Source organism: Opitutaceae bacterium TAV5, assembly GCA_000242935.3.
Classification (GTDB): Bacteria; Verrucomicrobiota; Verrucomicrobiia; order Opitutales; family Opitutaceae; genus Geminisphaera.
Genome location: CP007053.1, coordinates 1,621,546 through 1,640,828 on the forward strand (window position 1 = coordinate 1,621,546; position 19,283 = coordinate 1,640,828).

Below are 19,283 nucleotides of genomic sequence, written 5' to 3' on the forward strand. Positions count from 1 at the left end.
GCACGGATAAAAACACCGATGCTTTTCCGGAGGTAATTTGCATCCGTGAAAATCCGTGTAATCCGTGATTTCAGCTTTTCGCTTCGGCGGCGGCCAGCTTTTCGCCGGCTTTTTCCCAATCGTGGGTCACAGCCTGAAGCTGGTCCACGACGGCGGAAAGCTCGCGGTTGAGATGCAGGGCCTTGCCGTGATCGGCGTAGGTCTCGGGGGCTTCGAGAGCGGCGGTGAGTTCGTTTTGCTGGGTCTCCAGCCTGATGATCTCCTGCTCCAAGCGCTCGACCTCGGCGCGGAGTTTCCGGATTTCGCCGGGCGAGACGCGGCCGGCGGCTGGCGAAGATCTGGAATTTGAAATTTCAGATTTGGGATTCGCAGGCGCAGCCTGCGTCGGACGCGCGTCGGTGAAGCCGGCAGTGAGGGCGGCGCGTTCGTTGGTGGCCTTCGATTTTTCGAGGTAATAGTCGTAGTTGCCGGCGTAGGGCGTGAGGCGTCCGGAGTGGACGTGAAGAACGTTTTCCGCGAGCGAGCGGATGAAGTGCACGTCGTGGCTGATGAAGATCAGCGTGCCTTCGTAGTTCCTGAGCGCGCCGACGAGGGCATCGATCGAGGGGATGTCGAGGTGGGTCGTGGGCTCGTCCATCAGGAGGAGGTTGGGCGGCTTCACGAGGAGGCGGGCGAGGGCGAGGCGGGATTTTTCGCCGCCGGAGAGGACGGAGACTTTTTTGTGGACGTCGTCCTTGCGGAAGAGGAAGGCGCCGAGGATGGCGCGGGCCTGTTGTTCGGTGAGCTGGTTTTCGTTGGTGCGCAGCTCCATGACGTTTTCGAAAACCGTGGCATCGGGATTGAGATTATCGAGGCGGTTTTGCGCAAAATAGCCGGTGAAGACGTTGCTGCCCAGTTCGATCTCCCCTCCCTGGATGGGGATGACGCCGGCGAGGATTTTGAGGAGGGTGGACTTGCCCGCGCCGTTGGGGCCGACGAGCACGATGCGCTGGCCGCGCTCGGCGCTGAAGTTGAGATCCCGATACACGACGTGCTCGCCGTAGGCTTGCTGCACGTGTTTCAGGTCAACGACCTTGAGCCCAGAGCGCGGGGGCTGCGGGAATTTGAAGTGGATGCGTTTCAGTTCTTCGGCCGGTTCCTCGACGGCGACCTCCTGGAGGCGTTCGATCTGTTTTTCCTTCGACTTGGCGCGGGTGGCCATGGAGGCCTTGGCGCCGAAGCGGTCCACGAATTTCTGGAGGTGGGCGATCTCGCGCTGCTGGTTCTTGTACGCGGCGGCCTGCTGGGCCTTGCGCTCCTCTTTCTCGACGAGAAAGCGGTCGTAGTTGCCGTGGTAATAATGGAGCGTGCCGGCGCGGAGTTCGAGCATGCCGGTGCAGAGCGCGTTGAGGAAGGCGCGATCGTGGGAGATGACGACGAGGCCGCCGGGATAGCGCGTAAGGTAGTCCTGGAACCAGAGAAGGGCTTCGAGATCGAGATGGTTGGTGGGTTCGTCGAGGAGAAGGAGGGCGGGTTCGGCGACGAGGAGGCGAGCGAGGTGGGCGCGCATGACCCAGCCGCCGGAAAAGGTGTTGGCCTGTTTTTCGGCGTCGCCCTCCTTGAAGCCGAGACCGGCGAGGATCTTGCGGGCGCGGGGTTCGAGCGTGTAGTCGATATCCCAGTCGTCCTCGGTGGGTTCGAGTTTTTTGCCGCTGGTGGCGATGTGGAGGATGGTCTCGTCGCCGGCGGGAGCGCTTTCCTGCGGGAGATAGCCGAAATCGGCGCCGCGCTCCCACTCGATGGTGCCGGTGTCGGGGCGTTCCTCGCCAAGGATGAGGCCGAAGAGGGTGGACTTGCCCGCGCCGTTGGGACCGACCAGCCCGAGGCGGTCTTCGCGGGAAATGAAAAGCGACACCTCGGAAAACAGTTCCCGGGTGCCGTAGGACTTGGAGACGTCGGCGATGGTCAGCATGTGCGGTTGCGGAAACGTGTCAGCCAACGGGGCCGGGGCGGCGCGGTCAATGGCAGAGGAAAATCGGGAAAGGCGTGCGAAAGCACGCAGCAGGTCGCTCAGGCTGTCGGCGCGGCCTGTATGAACGATTGCGTTGTCTGATTGACGGTTTGCCGACCGTCAGCAAATCCGGCCGCCGGTAACCCGGCGCTCGCCCCCTCTCCATCGCCGACAGCGTGTTTCTGTAGTGGTGAGGCACTACACGCGTCAACGCCGGTTCGCTCACCGGTTCCGCCGCCGGTCGCATCGCCATCCACGGTGGTTGCGCCGGCACCGGCCGGCACTGGCATGCCTCCTGCGATGCTGGCGAAGCCGTGGATTCCATCCGCCGGTATTCAACGATCCAGGCAGCGGATCGTCCCGTTTGCCTGATGCGATCATGAACTGAAATTATCCGGGACAGCGTACCGGGATGTTCTTTGTTGTTGGCGCGGGAGCGCGTCGGGGTTTGCTGGGAGACTTTGTCAGAAACACCGTATCTCTTTCCATGAAAGCAAAAGCCAAAGCTGCCACCCAAACCAAAGCTCGCGTCATCAAGTCCGCGAAGCGCCAGTCGCAACGCACCGAGGACGTGAACAAAAAACTCGCCGCCCGCAAGGGACCGGTTTCGCAGTTCATCGCGCACCATTACCGCCACTTCAACGCCGCCGCCCTCATCGACTCCGCCAAAGGTTACGAGGCCCACCTCAAGGCCGGCGGCAAGATGCTCGTCACCCTCGCCGGCGCCATGTCCACCGCCGAGCTCGGCCTCTCGCTCGCCGAAATGATCCGGCAGGACAAGGTCCACGCCATCGTCTCCACCGGCGCCAATCTGGAGGAAGATATCTTCAATCTTGTCGCCCACGACTACTACGAACGCGTGCCGCACTACCGCGACCTCACCGCCGATGACGAGCAGGCGCTGCTCGACCGTCACATGAACCGCGTCACCGACACGTGCATCCCCGAGGCCGAGGCCATGCGCCGCATCGAGGCCGTCGTGGCCGAGGAGTGGCTGAAAGCCGACAGGGCCGGCGAACGGTATTTCCCGCACGAGTTCATGTACAAGATCATCCGCTCGGGAAAACTGGAGAAGAGTTTCCAGATCGACCCGAAGAACTCGTGGATGCTCGCCGCCTGCGAAAAAAATCTGCCGATCATCGTCCCGGGCTGGGAAGACTCGACGCTGGGCAACATGTTTGCCGGTCGCGTCGTCACCGGCGAGATCCGCGACGCCCGCACCGTGCGCGGCGGCATCGAGTACATGGCCTGGCTGGCCGAGTGGTACACGAAGACCGCCAAAACGCTGAAGACCGGCGAAGGCTCCATCGGCTTTTTCCAGATCGGCGGCGGCATCGCGGGCGATTTCCCGATCTGCGTGGTGCCGATGCTCCACCAGGACCTCGAGCGCACCGGCGTGCCGCTCTGGGGCTATTTTTCGCAGATCAGCGACTCGACCACGAGCTACGGCAGCTACTCGGGCGCGGTGCCCAACGAAAAAATCACCTGGGGCAAGCTCGCCGCCTCCACGCCGAAGTTCATCGTCGAGAGCGACGCCACGATCGTCGCGCCGCTGATCTTCGCCTGGGTGCTCGGGCAGTAACGCCCCCCCGACCGGGCAAGGCCGCGCAGGGCATCAACGGCGATCTGTCCTCGCCCGGCCTTGCCCCGCTCGCGGACCTCGCCGGCCAACAAAAACCGCCCGCCTCGCAGTAAACTGCCAAGGCGGGCGGCGCAAACGGGCGGCAACTAAAGTGCCGGGCAACCAGGGGGAAACATGAAAACCCCTCGATGCCCTGACTCTCTGCCACCGTCGTTGCATTGATCCGGGAGGGCCCAGTGACCTGCACCGTGCCCTCCGGAAATGTATCCGGGCGACTGACACCAGACATCTTACAGATTTCGCCGGCCACCGGTAGTCGGGTAAAGACCTTACCGGGTCGGCGGATACCCGCCCGACCACCCGCCGACGCGCTGTCGCGGGGTGATGATTCCCCGAACTTCTTCCTCTCCGCCGCCGCTCCTTTTATCGTGCAGCGGCGGCCTTTCGTTCGCGCCGGGTTCTCCCCTGGACCTTGCGCAGCACATCGATAAAATTGTGCGCGATCTGCGACGTTTCCCCGCGCCGCCACACGGCCCACAGATGAAACATCAGTTCCGGTCCACCTTCCCGGATCGACCGGCTCACGATCCCGTCGGCATGATGCGTGCTGATAATGTGCGGCATGATCGACACGCCCTGCTGCCCCGCCACCAGCGCCAGCAACGACTCGAGGCTGTCAACCCGCTTCACGATGCCCGGCCTCATCCCCCGTTTCGTGAACAATCCCCGTATCAGTTCGCCGTGATCCGGTCCCACCCGTTTCGGGTCGGCCACGCCGAGCAACCGTTCGTCGAGCAACTGGGTAAACGATAGCGTCGGGTTAGCCGCCAGCGGGTGCGCCCGGGCCAGGATGACCCGCATCGGCGACTGCAACACCGGCAACATCTCCACATCCTCCTCCGGAATCGCCGTGCCGATGCTGCCGGCAAAACCGATCTGGATCGTTCCCGACGTCAGCGCGTTGATCTGGTCCAGCGAACGCATTTCACGCAACGCCACATCCACATCCGGATATTTTTCGCGAAACGCCGCGAGGCTCGCCGGCATGAAACTCGCCGACATCGTCCCCACGTTGCCGATCGTCAACTGGCCCCGTTTGCCCTGCTTCGCCTCGCGCGCAAACTCCACCGCCTGCCGCACCTGTTCCAGCACCCGTTCCACTTCCGCCAGAAACACCGTTCCCGCATCCGTCAGCCGGGCCCCGGTCGTATCGCGTTCCAGCAATTCCACGCCCACCTCATGCTCCAGATCCCTGATCTGCTTGCTCAACGCCGGTTGCGCCACATGCAGCCGCTCCGCCGCGCGCCGAAAACTCAATTCCTGTGCCACTGCCGCAAAATAACGCAGATGCCTCAACTCCATCCCCTGCTGATAACCGGAAGTTATCAGCGGGCAAACAACAAAGTCATATCGCTCCCGGCCATCCGGTGCTATCTTCCCGCACTTCCGCCGCGGCCCCGTAACGAACGACGACCCGCGGCGGTTCTTTTTTTCCGATCCAGACGCTACCACACCGGCTCGCCATTGCGTTCGCCTTTCCGGTTTTCAATCCGTCACACACCATGGTACCTGCTACCGATCCTCTCCGGGACGCCCTCCGTCTTCATGCCAGCCAGAGCGCCGGCGAGGAGGAACCGCGCTGCCGCATCCTGCTCGCCCTGCTGAACACGTCGTCGCGCATCCAGACCCTGCTGCGGCACAGCCTCTCGCAGCAGAAGCTCACCGAAACCGGTTTCAAGATTCTGTCCGTTCTCTCGTCTCACGATCCGCTTCCGCTCGCGCCCACCCGGCTCGCCGCCCTCGCCGTCATGTGGCCTCCGACCGTCACCGACGTGCTGACACGCCTCGAACTCTCCGGCCTCATCGCCCGCGAACGCAGCCAGCAGGATCGTCGCCAGGTCCTCGCCCGGCTCACGCCCGCCGGCCACAAAAAATACACCGCGGCGGTCGCCCATGTTCTCGACACCATGATCGAAATGATGGAGCCGCTGGACTCTTCGCATTTAACGGCTCTCCGTGCGGCCTGTGATACGCTCGATGCCCGCACGGCCCGACTTGCTGAAAGCAGCAATACCAGGCTCACTCCGGCTTCGGCCTGATCTGTCCGGGACAGCATTCCGCCGGTCTCCGCTCCCTGCTGTCATCCTCCGTTTTCCCGTTTTTCAAACCACGCACATGCGCCATATCCAGCTCCTCGTCACCACCCTTGCCGCCGCCCTTCTCGCCGGCTGCTCGAAGACCGACTCCGCCGCCGGCACCGCCAAGGAACCGCCTCCGGTCGAAGTCGGCGTCGTCACCCTCGCCACCGAGTCGGTCACGCTCACCCGCTCCCTTCCCGGCCGCACCTCCGCCTGGCGCATCGCCGAGGTCCGCGCCCGCGTCAACGGCATCGTCCTCAAGCGCCTCTTCGAGGAAGGCGCCGATGTGAAGGAAGGTGAACAACTTTACCAGATCGATCCCGAGCCCTACGAGGCCGCGCTCGCCAGCGCCGAAGCCGCGCTCGCCCGCGCCGAGGCCAGCCACGCGTCCGCCAGACTCGACGTCGAACGCTACGCCGAACTGATCAAGGTCAACGCCGTCAGCCGCCAGGGTTACGACGATGCGTTCGCCGCCGAAAAGGTCGCCGCCGCCGATATCGCCTCGGCCAAGGCCGCCGTCACCACGGCCCGGATCAATCTCAACTACACGAAAGTCTACGCCCCCATCTCCGGCCATATCGGCAAATCCTGGGTGACCGAAGGCGCCTACGTCCAGGCCGGCTCCGCCACGCTCCTGGCAACCATCCAGCAGACCGATCCGATCTACGTGGATGTCGTCCAGCCCGCCAGCCAGATCCTCCGCCTCAAGGAAGATCTCGAAAAGGGTCGCCTCAGGAGCACCCCCGACGGCAAGGCCCAGGTGCGGCTCTTCTTCGACGACAACCGGCAATACCCGGAAGCCGGCACGCTCCGGTTCGCCGACATCACCGTGGACCCCACGACCTCCTCGATCACCGTCCGCGCCGTCTTCCCCAATCCCCGCGGCGATCTCTTCCCCGGCATGTTTGTCCGCGCGCAGCTCGTCGAAGGCATCAATCCGGATGCACTGCTCGTCCCGCAGGAGGGCGTCAGCCGCAACATGCGCGGTGAAGCCGTGGCGCTTGTCGTCGGCGAGGACAACAAGGTCGAACAGCGCGTCCTGCAAACCGACCGCACCATCGGCAACAAGTGGCTCGTCACATCCGGCCTCAAGGCCGGTGACCAGGTGATCGTCGAAAACCTCCAGCGCATCCGCGTCGGCACGCACGTGAAACCCGTCGCTCCCTCGTGGGCCAGGCCCGACAGCCCGAAGAGCTAGAAGGCAGCATCCCGTCACGCACCCACCCGACCACACGCCCACTGCCGAGTCCTGATTCCGCCTTCAGGTTTCCAGCCTTCAGCCTTTCCACCACATGGCCAAATTTTTCATCGACCGTCCCGTCTTCGCCTGGGTCATCGCCATCATCATGATGATGGCCGGCGCCCTCGCCATCAAGACGCTGCCCATCTCGCAGTATCCCAACGTCGCGCCGCCGACCATCGACGTGCAGGCCACCTATCCCGGCGCCTCCGCGCAGACCGTGCAGGATACCATCACGCAGGTCATCGAGCAGCAGATGAACGGCATCGACAACCTCCGCTACATGGAGTCCACCTCCAACGCCGACGGCTCCATGCAGCTCACGCTCACCTTCAACCAGGGCACGGATCCCGACATCGCCCAGGTGCAGGTGCAGAACAAGCTCCAGCTCGCCACCCCCCTGCTCCCGCAGGAAGTGCAGCAGCAGGGCATCACGGTCAAGAAGTCGACCCGCAACTTCCTCATCGTGGCCGGCTTCTACTCCGAAGACGGCTCCATGACCGAGGCCGACATCTCCGACTTCATCGCCTCCAGCGTCCAGGATCCCATCGGCCGCGTTCCCGGCGTCGGCGACACCCAGTTTTTCGGCGCCAAGTACGCCATGCGTATCTGGGTCAACCCCGACGCGCTCACCAACTACGGGCTCACGATCAACGACATCACCGACGCCATCACCGCCCAGAATGCCCAGGTGACCGCCGGCTCCCTCGGTGGCCTTCCCTCCCAGCCCGGCCAGCGTCTCAACGCCACGATCATCGCCCAGACCCGGCTCAACACGGTCGAGGAATTCGGGGCCATCCTCGTGCGCGTCAACACCGACGGTTCGCAAGTCCGCCTCCGCGACGTCGCCCGCATCGAACTCGGCGGCGAAAACTACAACACCCAGGCCCGGCTCAACGGCAAACCCGCGTCCGGCCTCGCCATCAAGCTCGCCTCCGGCGCCAACGCCCTCGACACCTCGAACCTCGTGCAGGCCGAGATCGAGAAACTCTCCCGCTTCTTCCCCCCCGGCCTCAAGGTCATCTACCCGATGGAGACCGCGCCGTTCGTGCTTCTTTCCATCGAGGAAGTCGTCAAGACGCTCATCGAGGCCATCGTGCTCGTGTTCATCGTGATGTTTCTCTTCCTGCAAAACATCCGGGCCACCCTCATCCCCACGCTCGCCGTGCCCGTCGTGCTGCTCGGCACCTTTGCCGTCATGGCCGCATGCGGATTCACCATCAACACGCTCACCATGTTCGGCATGGTGCTGGCCATCGGCCTGCTCGTGGACGACGCCATCGTTGTCGTCGAGAACGTCGAACGCGTCATGGCCGAGGAAGGGCTACCACCCAAGGAGGCCACGCGCAAATCCATGGACCAGATCACCGGCGCCCTCGTCGGCATCGCGCTCGTGCTCTCCGCCGTCTTCATCCCGATGGCTTTCTTCGGCGGCTCCACCGGCGTCATCTACCGGCAGTTCTCCATCACCATCGCCTCGGCGATGATGCTCTCCGTCCTCGTGGCGATCGTTTTCACGCCCGCCCTGTGCGCCACCATCCTGAAGCCGGTCGATCCCGGGCACCACGCGGCGAAGCGGGGCTTCTTCGGCTGGTTCAACCGCAGCTTCGAGCGCCTCACCCAGGGTTATTCCGCGGCGACCACCGCCTGTATCCGCCGCTGGGGCCGCTCGCTGCTCGTCTACGGCGGCATCGCCGTCGCCATGGCGGTGGTCTTCATGCGCATACCGACCGCCTTCCTCCCCGACGAGGACCAGGGCAAGGCCTACCTCCAGCTCAGCCTCCCTCCCGGCTCGACCCAGGAGCAGACGCGCGCCGTCCTGGAGGATCTCGAACATTACTTCCTCAACGACGAAAAAGACACCGTGGAGGCGCTCTTCACCGTGGCCGGTTTCAGCTTTGGCGGACGCGGCCAGAACGCAGGACTCGGTTTCATCAAGCTCAAGGACTGGAGCCTGCGCAAGGATGCCGAGAAAAAGGTCAACGCCGTCATCGACCGCGCCATGGCCCGGTTCCAGACGGTCAAAGGCGCCCAGATCTTCGCCTTTACTCCTCCCGCCATTCCGGAAATGGGTACCGGCAACGGCTTCGATTTCCGCATCCAGGACCTCGCCGGCCTCGGCCACGACGCCCTCATGGCCGCCCGCCGCGATCTCCTCCAGTCGGCCCTCACCGAACACACCGGCGAAGTCTCCCGCGTGCGGCCCAGCGGCCTCGACGACACCCCGCAATTCAAGCTCAGCGTGGATCACGAAAAAGCCTCCGCGCTCGGTCTCAGGATAGGGGACATCAACCGGACCTTCTCCGCCGCCTGGGGCTCCACCTACGTCAACGACTTCATCGACCGCGGTCGCGTCAAGAAAGTCTACCTCCAGGCCGACGCTCCGTATCGCATGAATCCCGAGGACATCGACCGCTGGTATGTCCGCAACAATCTCGACCAGATGGTGCCCTTCCCGGCCTTTTCCGGCACGAGCTGGATTTACGGCTCTCCCGCGCTCGAGCGCTTCAACGGATTTCCCTCGATCAAGATCGAAGGCAACCCCGCTCCCGGCAAAAGCTCGGGCGCCTCCATGGCGGCCATGGAAAAAATCGCCGAGGCCTTCCCCGGCGGCATGGGCTACTCCTGGGCCGGCCTCTCGTACGAAGAACGTCTCTCCGGTTCGCAGGCTCCCGCGCTCTATGCGATCTCGCTGATCGTGGTGTTCCTCTGCCTCGCGGCGCTCTACGAAAGCTGGACGGTACCCTTTGCCGTCATGCTTGTCGTGCCGCTGGGCATTCTCGGCGCCGTGCTGGCCGTCACGTTCCGCGGCCTGCCCAATGACGTGTACTTCCAGGTCGGCCTTCTCACGACCGTCGGCCTCTCGTCGAAGAATGCCATCCTCATTGTCGAGTTCGCCAAGGAAGGCTACGATCACGGCATGGGGCTCGTCGAAGCCACGATCCACGCCGCGCGCCTCCGCCTCCGGCCCATCCTGATGACCTCGCTCGCCTTCGGCTTCGGCGTGCTCCCGCTCGCCCTCTCCAACGGCGCCGGCTCCGGTTCGCAAAATGCCATCGGCACCAGCGTCCTCGGCGGCGTCATCACCGGCACGGCTCTCGCGGTGCTCCTCGTGCCGGTCTTCTACGTCGTCGTCACCCGCCTCTTCCGCAGCGGTCCCGTCAAGAAATCCTGAACTCACGTACTCTCCTCCATGCACCGCACTCTCGCCGCTGCCGCCATCACCCTCCTGCTGACATTCGCCGGCTGCACCCTCGCGCCCGATTACGAGCGTCCCGCCACGCCCGTCCCCGACGCCTGGCCCGCCGCCACCGCCATGTCCGCCGACGCGGCCGGCACGGCCGCCGACATCCCCTGGGCCACCTTTTTCGGCGACCCGCGCCTGCGCGCGCTCATCACCGTCGGCCTCGAAAACAACCGCGACCTGCGCACCGCGCTCCTCCGCGTCGAGCAGACCCGCGCCCAGTACCGGATCGAGGGCTCCTCCCTCTGGCCCACGCTCGACGGCGCCGCCGACGGCAGCCGCGGCCGCACGCCTGCCGACCTCTCCTCCTCCGGCCGGGCCTACACCGCCAGCCAGTACCGCGTGGGCGGCGTCGCCTCCTGGGAGATCGATTTCTTCGGCCGTGTGCGCAGCCTCAAGGCCGCCGCGCTCGAAACCTGGCTGGCCACCGAAGAAGCCCGCCGCGCTGCGCAACTGGCATTCATTTCCACCCTCGCCACCCAGTACCTCACCGAACGCTCCGCCGACGAGCAGCTCGAACTCGGCCGCCGCACGCTCGCGCTCGTCCAGGATTCGTACAACCTGATCAAACATCGCTACGACAACGGCGTCGCCACCGAGCTCGACCTGCGCACCGCCGAGGCCCAGGTCGCCAGCACCCGCGCCACCATCGCCGAATACACGCGCCTCCTCGCGCAGGCGCGCAACGGCCTCGCCTTCCTCGTCGGCGCGCCCCTCCCCGACGATCTGCCGGCCGCGCTCCCCCTCGCCGGCCAGAACCTCATCACCGATCTTCCCGCCGGCCTGCCGGCCGATCTCCTGCAACGCCGGCCCGACATCCTGCAAGCCGAGCACACCCTGCGCTCCGCCAACGCCAACATCGGCGCGGCCCGCGCCGCCTTCTTCCCGTCGATCACGCTCACCGCCTTCGGCGGCACCAGCAGCGCCGATCTCGACGGCCTCTTCAAGGCCGGCTCCGGCACCTGGAGCTTCGCCCCGCAGATCACGCTTCCGATCTTCACCGGCGGCCGCAACCGCGCCACGCTCGATGTCGCCGAGATCCAGAAACGCATCGAGATCGCCGCCTACGAAAAAGCCATCCAGACGGCCTTCCGCGAAGTCGCCGACGGCCTCGCCGCCCGCTCCTCCTACGACGAACAGCTCGCCGCACAGGAAGCGCAGGTCACCGCCGAGCAGAGCCGCTACGATCTTTCGGACATCCGTTACAAGGGCGGCGTGGCCGATTATCTGACCGTGCTCACCGCGCAGCAGGATCTCTTCGCCGCCCAGCAGAGCCTGATCCGTTCGCGCGCACTCCACCTCATCAGCCTCGTCGATCTCTACAAGGCTCTCGGCGGCGGCTGGACACAGGAGGAAAAACCCGAAGACCAGGAGCCCAAAAGCTGAAGCCAAAACCATATCTCCCATACCTCCCATCTCTCCCCTGCCTCCCATCCTCCCCCCTCCCATGCACCCACCTTCCCCGGCTGATCCCTGGCACCTTCTGCGGGAGTGCCAGACCCGCTCCGCGCAAGAGCAGCAACTTTTTTCCGGTCGCGACTGGCTGCTCGTCTCCGCCCTCGTCGAGTTTCTCACCGCGCTTTATCCGCTCTACCTCTGGCTGGCGAATCTCTTTCTCTCGCGCCGCGTCGCTGCGCCCGTAATCCCCGTGCCGATACGCGATGTCGTCTGCGTGATGTTCGGCGTCGGCTTCCTCTTCCTCGCCCTCGCCTGGTGGGCGAAGTACGCGCCCTTCCGCGCATCGCTGGTCGCCTTCCTCTTCTACGTCGGCCTCCAGGTCTGGCTGGCCTTTTCGATACCCAACCACTTCATGGAAGGCATCGCCTCCCGGATCCTGATCATGCTCGGTCTCGTCATGGCCGTGCGCACCGGCTACCGCCGGCGTCATCATATCTGACGGCCGGGTTCCGGCCATGCCGGACCCTGCCCCCCGCCGTCTCCCTCTCATGAGCACATCGCCACTCCTCCGCGCCGTTCCCGCTGACCCTGCCCCCGACGCCGGCCCGTACCGCCGCGGCGGCTGGCCGGTGGTCCTCGCTTCGCTTGTCGGCACGCTGGCGGCGATCGCCGGCTTCGCGTTCTTCGGTCGCCATGCCCCGACTCTCGCCTGGATTCCGGCGACGCTCGCCGGCGCGCTCAGCCTGTGGGGATGGCTCTGCGTCATCCGGGCCCTGCGCGATAAAAGCGTGCTGCCCCGCTCGCATTCCGTCCTCGCCGGCGTGCTCGGTTTCAACGTCATCTGCACCAGCCGCGGAGTCGCCGCCACGGCTTTCGTCTATCCCGACGTCCTGCCTCCCGGCGGCACGGCGCGCCTTCTTGTCTTCCTGGAAAACTACGCCTCGCGCCAGCGCGTTGTCCACGCCCGCATCTCGCACCATCCCGGCCTCGACCGCCCCGTGCGCGACTATCTCGACTTCCACCTCGCGGCCGGCCAGGCGGCCGTCTACGAACTCCCCGTCCGCGCCACCGCGGAACTGACGCCCGGCTTCCACACCCTCCCGGTGCGCATTTGCGTGAGCCGCCCCAACGGCAAGGGCGTCCGCCTCCCCGGCAGCCGCCGACACCTCTACGACATCTGGCGGGTCCGCTTCGCCGCTCCTTTCGAATACAAACCCGATCTGCCGCCCGCCCCGGCCACGACGGAGCCGCTGCCCGCCCCGCGCTTCCTCTCCCTCGCATCCGTGAGCGCACCCCGCCCCGACCTGGAAATCCTCCGGAAACTCGTCACCGATTCCGGCGCCCGCCAGAGTTGAAACCGCTAAATGACGCTAAAAACCGCTAAAGGAGAACCGGTTGATAATGGAATCAGGAGAGCGGGGCATCACCTCCCAAGTGCAGACATTGTCGGGTCGTCCTGTCTGACAATGTCTTTGTTGAGCGTCCGTTAGCGCCCTTTAGCGGTTCCCTCTGCTGCGGTTTCCGCTCACACGAACGGCGCTCCCGTGCCCTCGCCGACGACCGGCCGGACCGGCTCACCCGCCGCCGGCGCCGAGCGCGGTTTCGCAAACGCCACCGCCGCCACCGCCATCACCGCCGCGCACAGGCCGAGCGCCAGCCGCGGACCCCAGTGCGCTGCCGCCCACCCCGTCAGCAGCGCCCCGATCGGCGCCACCCCCTGCGCCATCACAAACAGCCCCATCACGCGGCTCCGCTTGTCGTCCGCCACGCGCGCCTGGATCAGCGTGTTGCTGCCCGCCATCACCAGCACCACCGCCGTCCCGCTGACAAAATAACCGACATACGCCACCCACACCGACGGACTCAGCGCGATCACCAGCGAACTCGCCGCCACCAGCACCGTGCCGCGCACGATCCACGGACGGAGCTGGTCCACCGTCGTGCGCGTCCCCAGGATGATCGCGCTCAGCAACGCCCCCGCGCCCACCGCCGAATAAAAATGCCCCAGCATGGCCGCATTGCCGTCAAAAACCCCGCCCGCAAACACCGACGCCAGCGTGCTCGCCCCGAACCCCGCCAGCGCGTTGACCGCCACCAGCAGGAGCGGCCTCCGCAGCCCGCCTTCCGCCCGCACGTAGGCCAGGCCCGCCCCGAAGTCTTCCCACGCCCGCGTCACCCGCTCGCGCGGCGGCCGCGGCTGCACGCGCATCATCCACAGACTCAGGATCACCGGCAGGTAACTCACGGCATCGATCGCGTAACACACGCCCGCGCTCCAGCGGTTGATGAGCACGCCCGCGATCGCCGGCCCGAGCAACCGCGCGATGTTGAACATCGAGGAATTGAGCGCGATGGCATTGGGCAGATCCTCGCGCCGGTCCACCATCTCCGCCACGAAGGACTGCCGCGTCGGAAACTCGAACGCATTGATGAATCCCTGCACCAGCGAAAGCCCCACCAGCACCGTGATCGTCATGTTCCCGGTCAGCGTCACGGTCGCCAGCGACGCCGATTGCACCAGCGAACACATCTGCAACCCGATCAGCAGCCGGCGCCGGTCCAGCCGGTCGCCCGTCACCCCCGTGAACGGCGCCAGCACCAGCAGGGGAATCTGCGTGGCAAACCCCACCAGCCCCACGTGAAACGGACTCGCCGCCAGCTTGTACGCCAGCCACATGGAGGCTGTCGTTGTCATCCAGTTGCCCATCAGCGAGATCGCCTGGCCGGAGAAGAACAGCCGGTAGTTGCGGGAACGGAACGAGCGCAGGAGCGAAACGGTTTTCACGGGAAAAGAAACCGCCCATCATCAACCCGTCCCGACGACACCGTCCATACCCGAAAACGGTGACCGGGGCCCGACGGCCCGGGCTTCCCGCACTTCGCGCTTGCCTCGGCCTCCCCTGATCCGTGTGATCGACCCTTTCCTGCCCGCTTCCGGGCCGGGAAACCAGTCACACACAACCACAACACTCCATCACCCGATCGCAAGGCGGCCCACTGGCCGACCTGTGTGTCAGGAAGATACATAGATCAACATCATGAACGTCACTGCCAAAGACCTGCTCGACGCCGGCGTCCACTTCGGTCACCAGACCAAGCGCTGGAACCCGCGCTCCAAGCCCTACGTGTTCGACCACCGCCAGGGCATCACCATCATCGACCTCGGCAAGACCCACGAACTGCTCAGGAAAGCCTACACCTTCATCGAGGACACCGTCGCCAACGGCGGCAACGTGCTCTTTGTCGGCACCAAGAAGCAGGCCCAGGAAATCCTCCGCGAGGCCGCCACCTCCACCAGCATGCCCTACTGCGTCGACCGCTGGCTCGGCGGCACGCTCACCAACTTCGCGACCGTCAAGAAATCGATCGCCAAGTTCAAGAAATTCCAGGCCCTCGAGACCTCCGGCGACATCAACAAGCTCTCCGCCAAGGAAGGCGCCGCCATCAAGCGCGAGATGGTCCGCATGAACAAGAACTTCGCCGGCATCGTCGACATGCCCGAGCTTCCCTCGGCCATGTTCGTCGTCGACGCCAATCATGAAGACATCGCCGTCGCCGAAGCCGCCCGCTGCGGCATCCCCTGCGTCGGCCTGGTCGACACCAACTCCGACCCGACCAAACTCTCCCACCCGATTCCCGGCAACGACGACGCGGTGAAATCCATCCGCATCATCGTCGACACCATCGTCGAGGCCGTGCAGAGCGGACTTTCCCAGCGTGACAGCCGTCGCGCCGCCCGTGGCGCCGCCGACCTCAAGGCCGCCAGCGCCGCCGTGGCCGCCGCCGCCGGCATCACCGAAGAACCCGCCGCCGTGGCCGTGGTCGAAATCGAGGATGAAGTCGTCGCCGACATCATCGGTGAAGACGGCGAAGTCATCAAGCCCGCCAAGAAGAAGGCCGCTCCGGTCCGCAAGAAAATCGCCGCCCCCAAGGACGACGAGTAAGCCGCCCTCCAGCCAATCCCTCCCTCCGGAAAGGAACCCGTTTAACAATGAGTACCGCTACAACAACGACAGCAATTACCGCCCAGATGGTGAACAGCCTGCGCGAACAGACCGGCGCCGGCATGATGGACTGCAAGAAGGCCCTGGTCGAAACCAACGGCAACGTCGAGGAAGCCATCACCATCCTCCGCAAGAAAGGCAATGCCTCCGCCGCCAAGCGCGCCGACCGCGCCACCAAGGAAGGCCGGGTCGAAAGCTACATCCACCTCGGTGGCAAGGTAGGCGTCCTCGTCGAGGTCAACTGCGAGACCGATTTTGTGGCCCGCAACGAAGAGTTCGGCGCGTTCGTGAAGGACATCTGCCTCCACATCGCCGCCGCCAGCCCGATCTGCGTGTCGCGCGACGAGGTGCCCGAAGAGAACATCGCCAAGGAGCGCGAGATCGCCACTGCGCAGGTCGCCGGCAAGCCGCCCGCGGCGATCCAGAAGATCGTCGAAGGCAAGCTCGACAAGTACTTCTCGACCGTCGCCCTGCTCGACCAGCCTTTCGTCAAGCAGCCCGAAAAGACGGTGAAGGAAATCCTCACCGAGCAGATTGCGAAGACCGGCGAGAACATCCAGATCCGCCGTTTCGCCCGCTTCCAGCTCGGCGCCTGACCGGCACGGTCCGGCGAACCGTTTCGCTTCATTCCAAAAACCGTCCCGGGCACTCCGGGACGGTTTTTTATGCCCGCATCGGGAGGATCGCCATTACGGATCGTATGCGTTCCGGATTCAAACCGGGAGGGCCACAAAAAACACAAAATTCCTTTCTGTCCGACGAGAATCTCTCGCGCGCTTATAAGCGCGATGGGGGATTTCATGCGCGGTGTGTTTTTTCGTGTTTTTCGTGGCCATTCTTCCTCCTTCGGTTGCGGCTCAGCCACCCCAAGGCCTTTGTGTAAAAATCCGAAGGCTTTGGGGCTTTGGTATGGCCCCCCGCCACTCACCTTCAGCCGCGCTTCAGGGCGCGCTCGAAGGCCGCCAGGGTTTCCGGGCTCACGTGGTGCTCGATGCCTTCGGCGTCGCGTTGCGCCGCGGCTTCCGGCACGCCCTGAAGACGCAGAAATTCCACCACGATCTCGTGCCGCCGCCTCGCGTCACTGGCGGTCTTGCTGCCAAGCTCCGTCAGGAAAATCGAACGATACGGCAGTGACGTCACGTAGCCCAGACGCTGCAACCGCGCGATCGTCCGGTTCACGGTCACATGCGTCACCCCGAACTTGCGCGCCAGATCGGTGACGCGGGCCTCGCCCATGGTGGCGATCAGCTCGGCAATGGCTTCCACATAATCTTCGGCCGTTTCGCGCGCATGCGCTTCCCGCGTGCTGCGCAGCCCCTCCGCCTGCGTCAGCTTTTCCTTGCGCGACGCCGCCGCTCCGGCGCGAGCGGAGGGTTTGCGCGCGACATTCTTCCGCGTAGCGGCGGTCGATCGGGTGGCTCCGGATGTCATGCCGGCACTTCACACCAAAACGCGCCTCATGTCCAAGACAAACAGGATGTAGCGCTTGCTACGGATGTAAATCAAAGTGGCTCAGACAGAGCGGCGGCGTCCCCGCCGCCGGACGCGCGCCAGCGCGCCTGTCTGGTATGATGGCGGGACTGTCATCCCGTCCGGCGGCGGGGACGCCGCCGCTCCTGTTTTTGCAACAACGCGAGATTTGTTTTGACGGCCACAAATAAATGCTTCGGCTATTAATTGTAGCTTATGCTAAATCTATTCCCACGAGCTACTCGTCAGCCGCCCGGACACCCGGATCGGCAATCCGCAAAACGAAGAACCGTTTCCTTCATGCAAAAAAAGAACACCACATCCACCAACGCCCGGCCGTATCGTAAAAAGAGCGCGGCCGGTTTCCGCTGCGCGCTTCCGGTGGCGGGGCTCTCCATCGTTCTGGCCGCCCCGCCATTGCGGGCCGGAGACGACACCCCGCCCGACAAGTCGGCCTGCACGCTCTTCAATCCCACGCCGAAGGAGTGGATGCGCGCACTCTCCACTGACCGGCCCGACCAGACCGAAAGCCCGTACACGGTCGATGCCGGCCACGTCCAGATCGAGCTCGATTTCGTCAACTACACGTACGACAGCGACGGCGGCATTCGCACCCGGGAGTACAGAGTGGCTCCGCTCAACCTCAAGGTCGGCCTGCTCAACCACGTCGATCTCCAGCTGATGGTCGATCCTTACATCCGCTCGCAGGTCAAGGATCGCAACGCCGGCACCAGAACCACGGTTTCGGGATCCGGCGACCTCACGACCCGCCTCAAGATCAACTTGTGGGGCAACGACGGCGGCGCGACGGCCCTCGGCATCATGCCCTTCGTCAAGTGGCCCCTGTCGTCCAATGACATTCGCAACGGCAAGACCGAGGGCGGCGTGATCGTCCCCTTCGCCGCCGGGCTTCCCGCCGACTGGAGCATGGGAGCCATGACGGAGGTGGATTTCGTCAGCGACGGCGACGGCGGTTACGACACCGAATGGGTCAACTCCATCACCTTCAGCCACGACATCACCGGAAAACTCGGCGGCTACATCGAGTTCGTGGCCGTGACCGGCAGCGCGCCCGGCTTCAGATGGCAGGGCCAGGTGGACATCGGGTTCACCTGGGCTCTCGGTGAAAACAGCCAGCTCGATTTCGGCTGCAACTTCGGCGTCACCGACTCGGCGCCCGATTACCAACCCTTCGCCGGATTTTCCCGGCGCTTCTGACTCTCTTCCTCCATTCGTCATACATAAATGAATACCATACAATCCACCGCCGCCCTGCGCGGCCTTCCCTGCCGGGCGCGTCGGGCGCTCACGATCGCAACGCTTGTCCTCGGCGCTTTTGGCATCGGCTTCGCGGCCGATGCCAAGCCCAAACGCGTGGTCACCACGTTCACGATCATCCAGGACATGGCGCAGAATGTCGCCGGCACCGCCGCCATCGTCGAATCCATCACCAGGCCCGGCGCGGAAATTCACGAATACGAGCCCACACCGCTCGACATCGTCAAAGCCCAGTCCGCCGATCTCGTCCTCTGGAACGGCATGGGGCTGGAACGCTGGTTCGAGAAATTTTTCAGCAATGTCCGCAACGTTCCGAGTGTCGTCCTCACCGAAGGCATCGAGCCCCTGAGCATCAGCGAAGGCCCCTATAACGGGAAACCCAATCCCCATAGCTGGATGTCGCCCGCCAACGCCATCATCTACGTGGAGAACATCCGCAAGGCATTCGTGGCGCTCGATCCCGAAAACGCGGCCACCTATAACGCCAACGCCGCCGCCTACACCGAAAAGCTCAAGGCCATCGACGAGCCGATCCGCAAAAAACTCGAGGAAATCCCCGAGAGCCAGCGCTGGCTGGTGAGCAGCGAGGGCGCATTCTCGTACCTGGTCCGCAACTACGGCATGAAGGAGGTCTGGCTCTGGCCCGTGAATGCCGACGAGGAAGGCACCCCGCGACAGGTCCGCAAGGTCATCGACATCGTGCGCAAGAACAGGATTCCGGTCGTCTTCAGCGAAAGCACGATCAGCGACAAGCCGGCCCGCCAGGTGGCCAAGGAAACGAAGGCCCGCTACGGCGGCGTCCTCTACGTCGATTCGCTCACGACCGACGACGGGCCGGCTCCCACCTACCTCAAGCTGCTCGAATACAATGCCCAGACGATTGTGAACGGCTTTTTCGGAAAATGAGTTCCGCGGACGGAAAACAACAAAAGCCCGGCC

The 19,283-nt window shown here is 64.5% G+C and carries 15 protein-coding genes; 11 read left to right on the top strand and 4 right to left on the bottom strand.

Translation table 11 applies throughout. The features are described 5' to 3' along the window. Window positions 1-70 precede the first annotated feature (70 nt). The gene (locus OPIT5_07410; GenBank protein AHF90074.1) at window positions 71-1,951 is read right to left on the bottom strand and encodes an ABC transporter ATP-binding protein; all 1,881 of its coding nucleotides are present in this window, start codon (window positions 1,949-1,951) and stop codon (window positions 71-73) included. Window positions 1,952-2,477: 526 nt separating this feature from the next. Here OPIT5_07410 and OPIT5_07415 point away from each other — a divergent pair. Then, the gene (locus tag OPIT5_07415; protein ID AHF90075.1) at window positions 2,478-3,572 is read left to right on the top strand and encodes a deoxyhypusine synthase; all 1,095 of its coding nucleotides are present in this window, start codon (window positions 2,478-2,480) and stop codon (window positions 3,570-3,572) included. Between the two features lie 423 nt (window positions 3,573-3,995). On the opposite strand, the gene OPIT5_07420 is transcribed toward OPIT5_07415, so the two are convergent. After that, window positions 3,996-4,934 (bottom strand): LysR family transcriptional regulator, encoded by a 939-nt coding sequence (locus OPIT5_07420; protein AHF90076.1) that lies wholly within the window; start codon window positions 4,932-4,934, stop codon window positions 3,996-3,998. A gap of 200 nt (window positions 4,935-5,134) precedes the next feature. Here OPIT5_07420 and OPIT5_07425 point away from each other — a divergent pair, with 200 nt between their 5' ends. The 6 genes from OPIT5_07425 to OPIT5_07450 all read left to right on the top strand — a co-directional run bounded on the left by OPIT5_07425 (window position 5,135) and on the right by OPIT5_07450 (window position 12,947). Continuing rightward, window positions 5,135-5,671, top strand: coding sequence for a transcriptional regulator (locus tag OPIT5_07425; protein AHF90077.1), 537 nt, complete (start codon window positions 5,135-5,137; stop codon window positions 5,669-5,671). A 76-nt stretch (window positions 5,672-5,747) separates the two neighbouring features. Next, window positions 5,748-6,908 carry a hemolysin D gene (locus OPIT5_07430; GenBank protein AHF90078.1) on the top strand — a complete coding sequence of 387 codons (1,161 nt, stop codon included), beginning with the start codon at window positions 5,748-5,750 and terminating at the stop codon, window positions 6,906-6,908. 94 nt (window positions 6,909-7,002) lie between these two features. Further along, complete coding sequence (locus tag OPIT5_07435) at window positions 7,003-10,125, top strand: multidrug transporter (protein ID AHF90079.1); 3,123 nt, start codon at window positions 7,003-7,005, stop codon at window positions 10,123-10,125. Window positions 10,126-10,143: 18 nt separating this feature from the next. Further along, window positions 10,144-11,580, top strand: coding sequence for a multidrug transporter (locus OPIT5_07440; protein ID AHF90080.1), 1,437 nt, complete (start codon window positions 10,144-10,146; stop codon window positions 11,578-11,580). A 61-nt stretch (window positions 11,581-11,641) separates the two neighbouring features. Next, window positions 11,642-12,091, top strand: a complete 450-nt coding sequence (locus tag OPIT5_07445) for a hypothetical protein (protein ID AHF90081.1) — start codon at window positions 11,642-11,644, stop codon at window positions 12,089-12,091. A 49-nt stretch (window positions 12,092-12,140) separates the two neighbouring features. Then, window positions 12,141-12,947 (top strand): hypothetical protein, encoded by an 807-nt coding sequence (locus OPIT5_07450; GenBank protein AHF90082.1) that lies wholly within the window; start codon window positions 12,141-12,143, stop codon window positions 12,945-12,947. 170 nt (window positions 12,948-13,117) lie between these two features. Here OPIT5_07450 and OPIT5_07455 read toward each other — a convergent pair whose 3' ends face one another. Next, window positions 13,118-14,377 carry an MFS transporter gene (locus tag OPIT5_07455; GenBank protein ID AHF90083.1) on the bottom strand — a complete coding sequence of 420 codons (1,260 nt, stop codon included), beginning with the start codon at window positions 14,375-14,377 and terminating at the stop codon, window positions 13,118-13,120. A 253-nt stretch (window positions 14,378-14,630) separates the two neighbouring features. Between OPIT5_07455 and OPIT5_07460 the strand changes: the two genes are divergently transcribed. Both OPIT5_07460 and tsf read left to right on the top strand, forming a co-directional pair. Continuing rightward, entirely contained in the window at window positions 14,631-15,536 is a 906-nt protein-coding gene (locus tag OPIT5_07460) for a 30S ribosomal protein S2 (GenBank protein AHF90084.1), read from the top strand. Between the two features lie 74 nt (window positions 15,537-15,610). Beyond that, window positions 15,611-16,192, top strand: coding sequence for an elongation factor Ts (gene tsf, locus OPIT5_07465; GenBank protein AHF90085.1), 582 nt, complete (start codon window positions 15,611-15,613; stop codon window positions 16,190-16,192). A gap of 334 nt (window positions 16,193-16,526) precedes the next feature. Here the strand turns inward: tsf and OPIT5_07470 are convergent, their stop codons facing one another. Then, a complete protein-coding gene (locus OPIT5_07470; protein AHF90086.1) occupies window positions 16,527-17,027 on the bottom strand; it encodes an Mn-dependent transcriptional regulator in 501 nt (166 codons plus the stop codon). 339 nt (window positions 17,028-17,366) lie between these two features. On the opposite strand from OPIT5_07470, the gene OPIT5_07475 reads away from it, so the two are divergent. Together OPIT5_07475 and OPIT5_07480 are read left to right on the top strand one after the other, a co-directional pair. Beyond that, on the top strand, window positions 17,367-18,284 hold the full coding sequence (locus tag OPIT5_07475; GenBank protein ID AHF90087.1) for a hypothetical protein: 918 nt from the start codon (window positions 17,367-17,369) through the stop codon (window positions 18,282-18,284). Between the two features lie 27 nt (window positions 18,285-18,311). Then, the gene (locus tag OPIT5_07480) at window positions 18,312-19,250 is read left to right on the top strand and encodes a periplasmic chelated iron-binding protein yfeA (GenBank protein ID AHF90088.1); all 939 of its coding nucleotides are present in this window, start codon (window positions 18,312-18,314) and stop codon (window positions 19,248-19,250) included. Window positions 19,251-19,283 lie beyond the last annotated feature (33 nt).

What these genes read in the sequence shown, in the direction of transcription:
- OPIT5_07410 (AHF90074.1), bottom strand. Translation starts at nt 1,951, where the DNA reads ATGCTGACCATCGCCGACGTCTCCAAGTCCTACGGCACCCGGGAACTG.
- OPIT5_07415 (AHF90075.1), top strand. Translation starts at nt 2,478, where the DNA reads ATGAAAGCAAAAGCCAAAGCTGCCACCCAAACCAAAGCTCGCGTCATC.
- OPIT5_07420 (AHF90076.1), bottom strand. Translation starts at nt 4,934, where the DNA reads ATGGAGTTGAGGCATCTGCGTTATTTTGCGGCAGTGGCACAGGAATTG.
- OPIT5_07425 (AHF90077.1), top strand. Translation starts at nt 5,135, where the DNA reads ATGGTACCTGCTACCGATCCTCTCCGGGACGCCCTCCGTCTTCATGCC.
- OPIT5_07430 (AHF90078.1), top strand. Translation starts at nt 5,748, where the DNA reads ATGCGCCATATCCAGCTCCTCGTCACCACCCTTGCCGCCGCCCTTCTC.
- OPIT5_07435 (AHF90079.1), top strand. Translation starts at nt 7,003, where the DNA reads ATGGCCAAATTTTTCATCGACCGTCCCGTCTTCGCCTGGGTCATCGCC.
- OPIT5_07440 (AHF90080.1), top strand. Translation starts at nt 10,144, where the DNA reads ATGCACCGCACTCTCGCCGCTGCCGCCATCACCCTCCTGCTGACATTC.
- OPIT5_07445 (AHF90081.1), top strand. Translation starts at nt 11,642, where the DNA reads ATGCACCCACCTTCCCCGGCTGATCCCTGGCACCTTCTGCGGGAGTGC.
- OPIT5_07450 (AHF90082.1), top strand. Translation starts at nt 12,141, where the DNA reads ATGAGCACATCGCCACTCCTCCGCGCCGTTCCCGCTGACCCTGCCCCC.
- OPIT5_07460 (AHF90084.1), top strand. Translation starts at nt 14,631, where the DNA reads ATGAACGTCACTGCCAAAGACCTGCTCGACGCCGGCGTCCACTTCGGT.
- OPIT5_07470 (AHF90086.1), bottom strand. Translation starts at nt 17,027, where the DNA reads ATGACATCCGGAGCCACCCGATCGACCGCCGCTACGCGGAAGAATGTC.
- OPIT5_07475 (AHF90087.1), top strand. Translation starts at nt 17,367, where the DNA reads ATGCAAAAAAAGAACACCACATCCACCAACGCCCGGCCGTATCGTAAA.
- OPIT5_07480 (AHF90088.1), top strand. Translation starts at nt 18,312, where the DNA reads ATGAATACCATACAATCCACCGCCGCCCTGCGCGGCCTTCCCTGCCGG.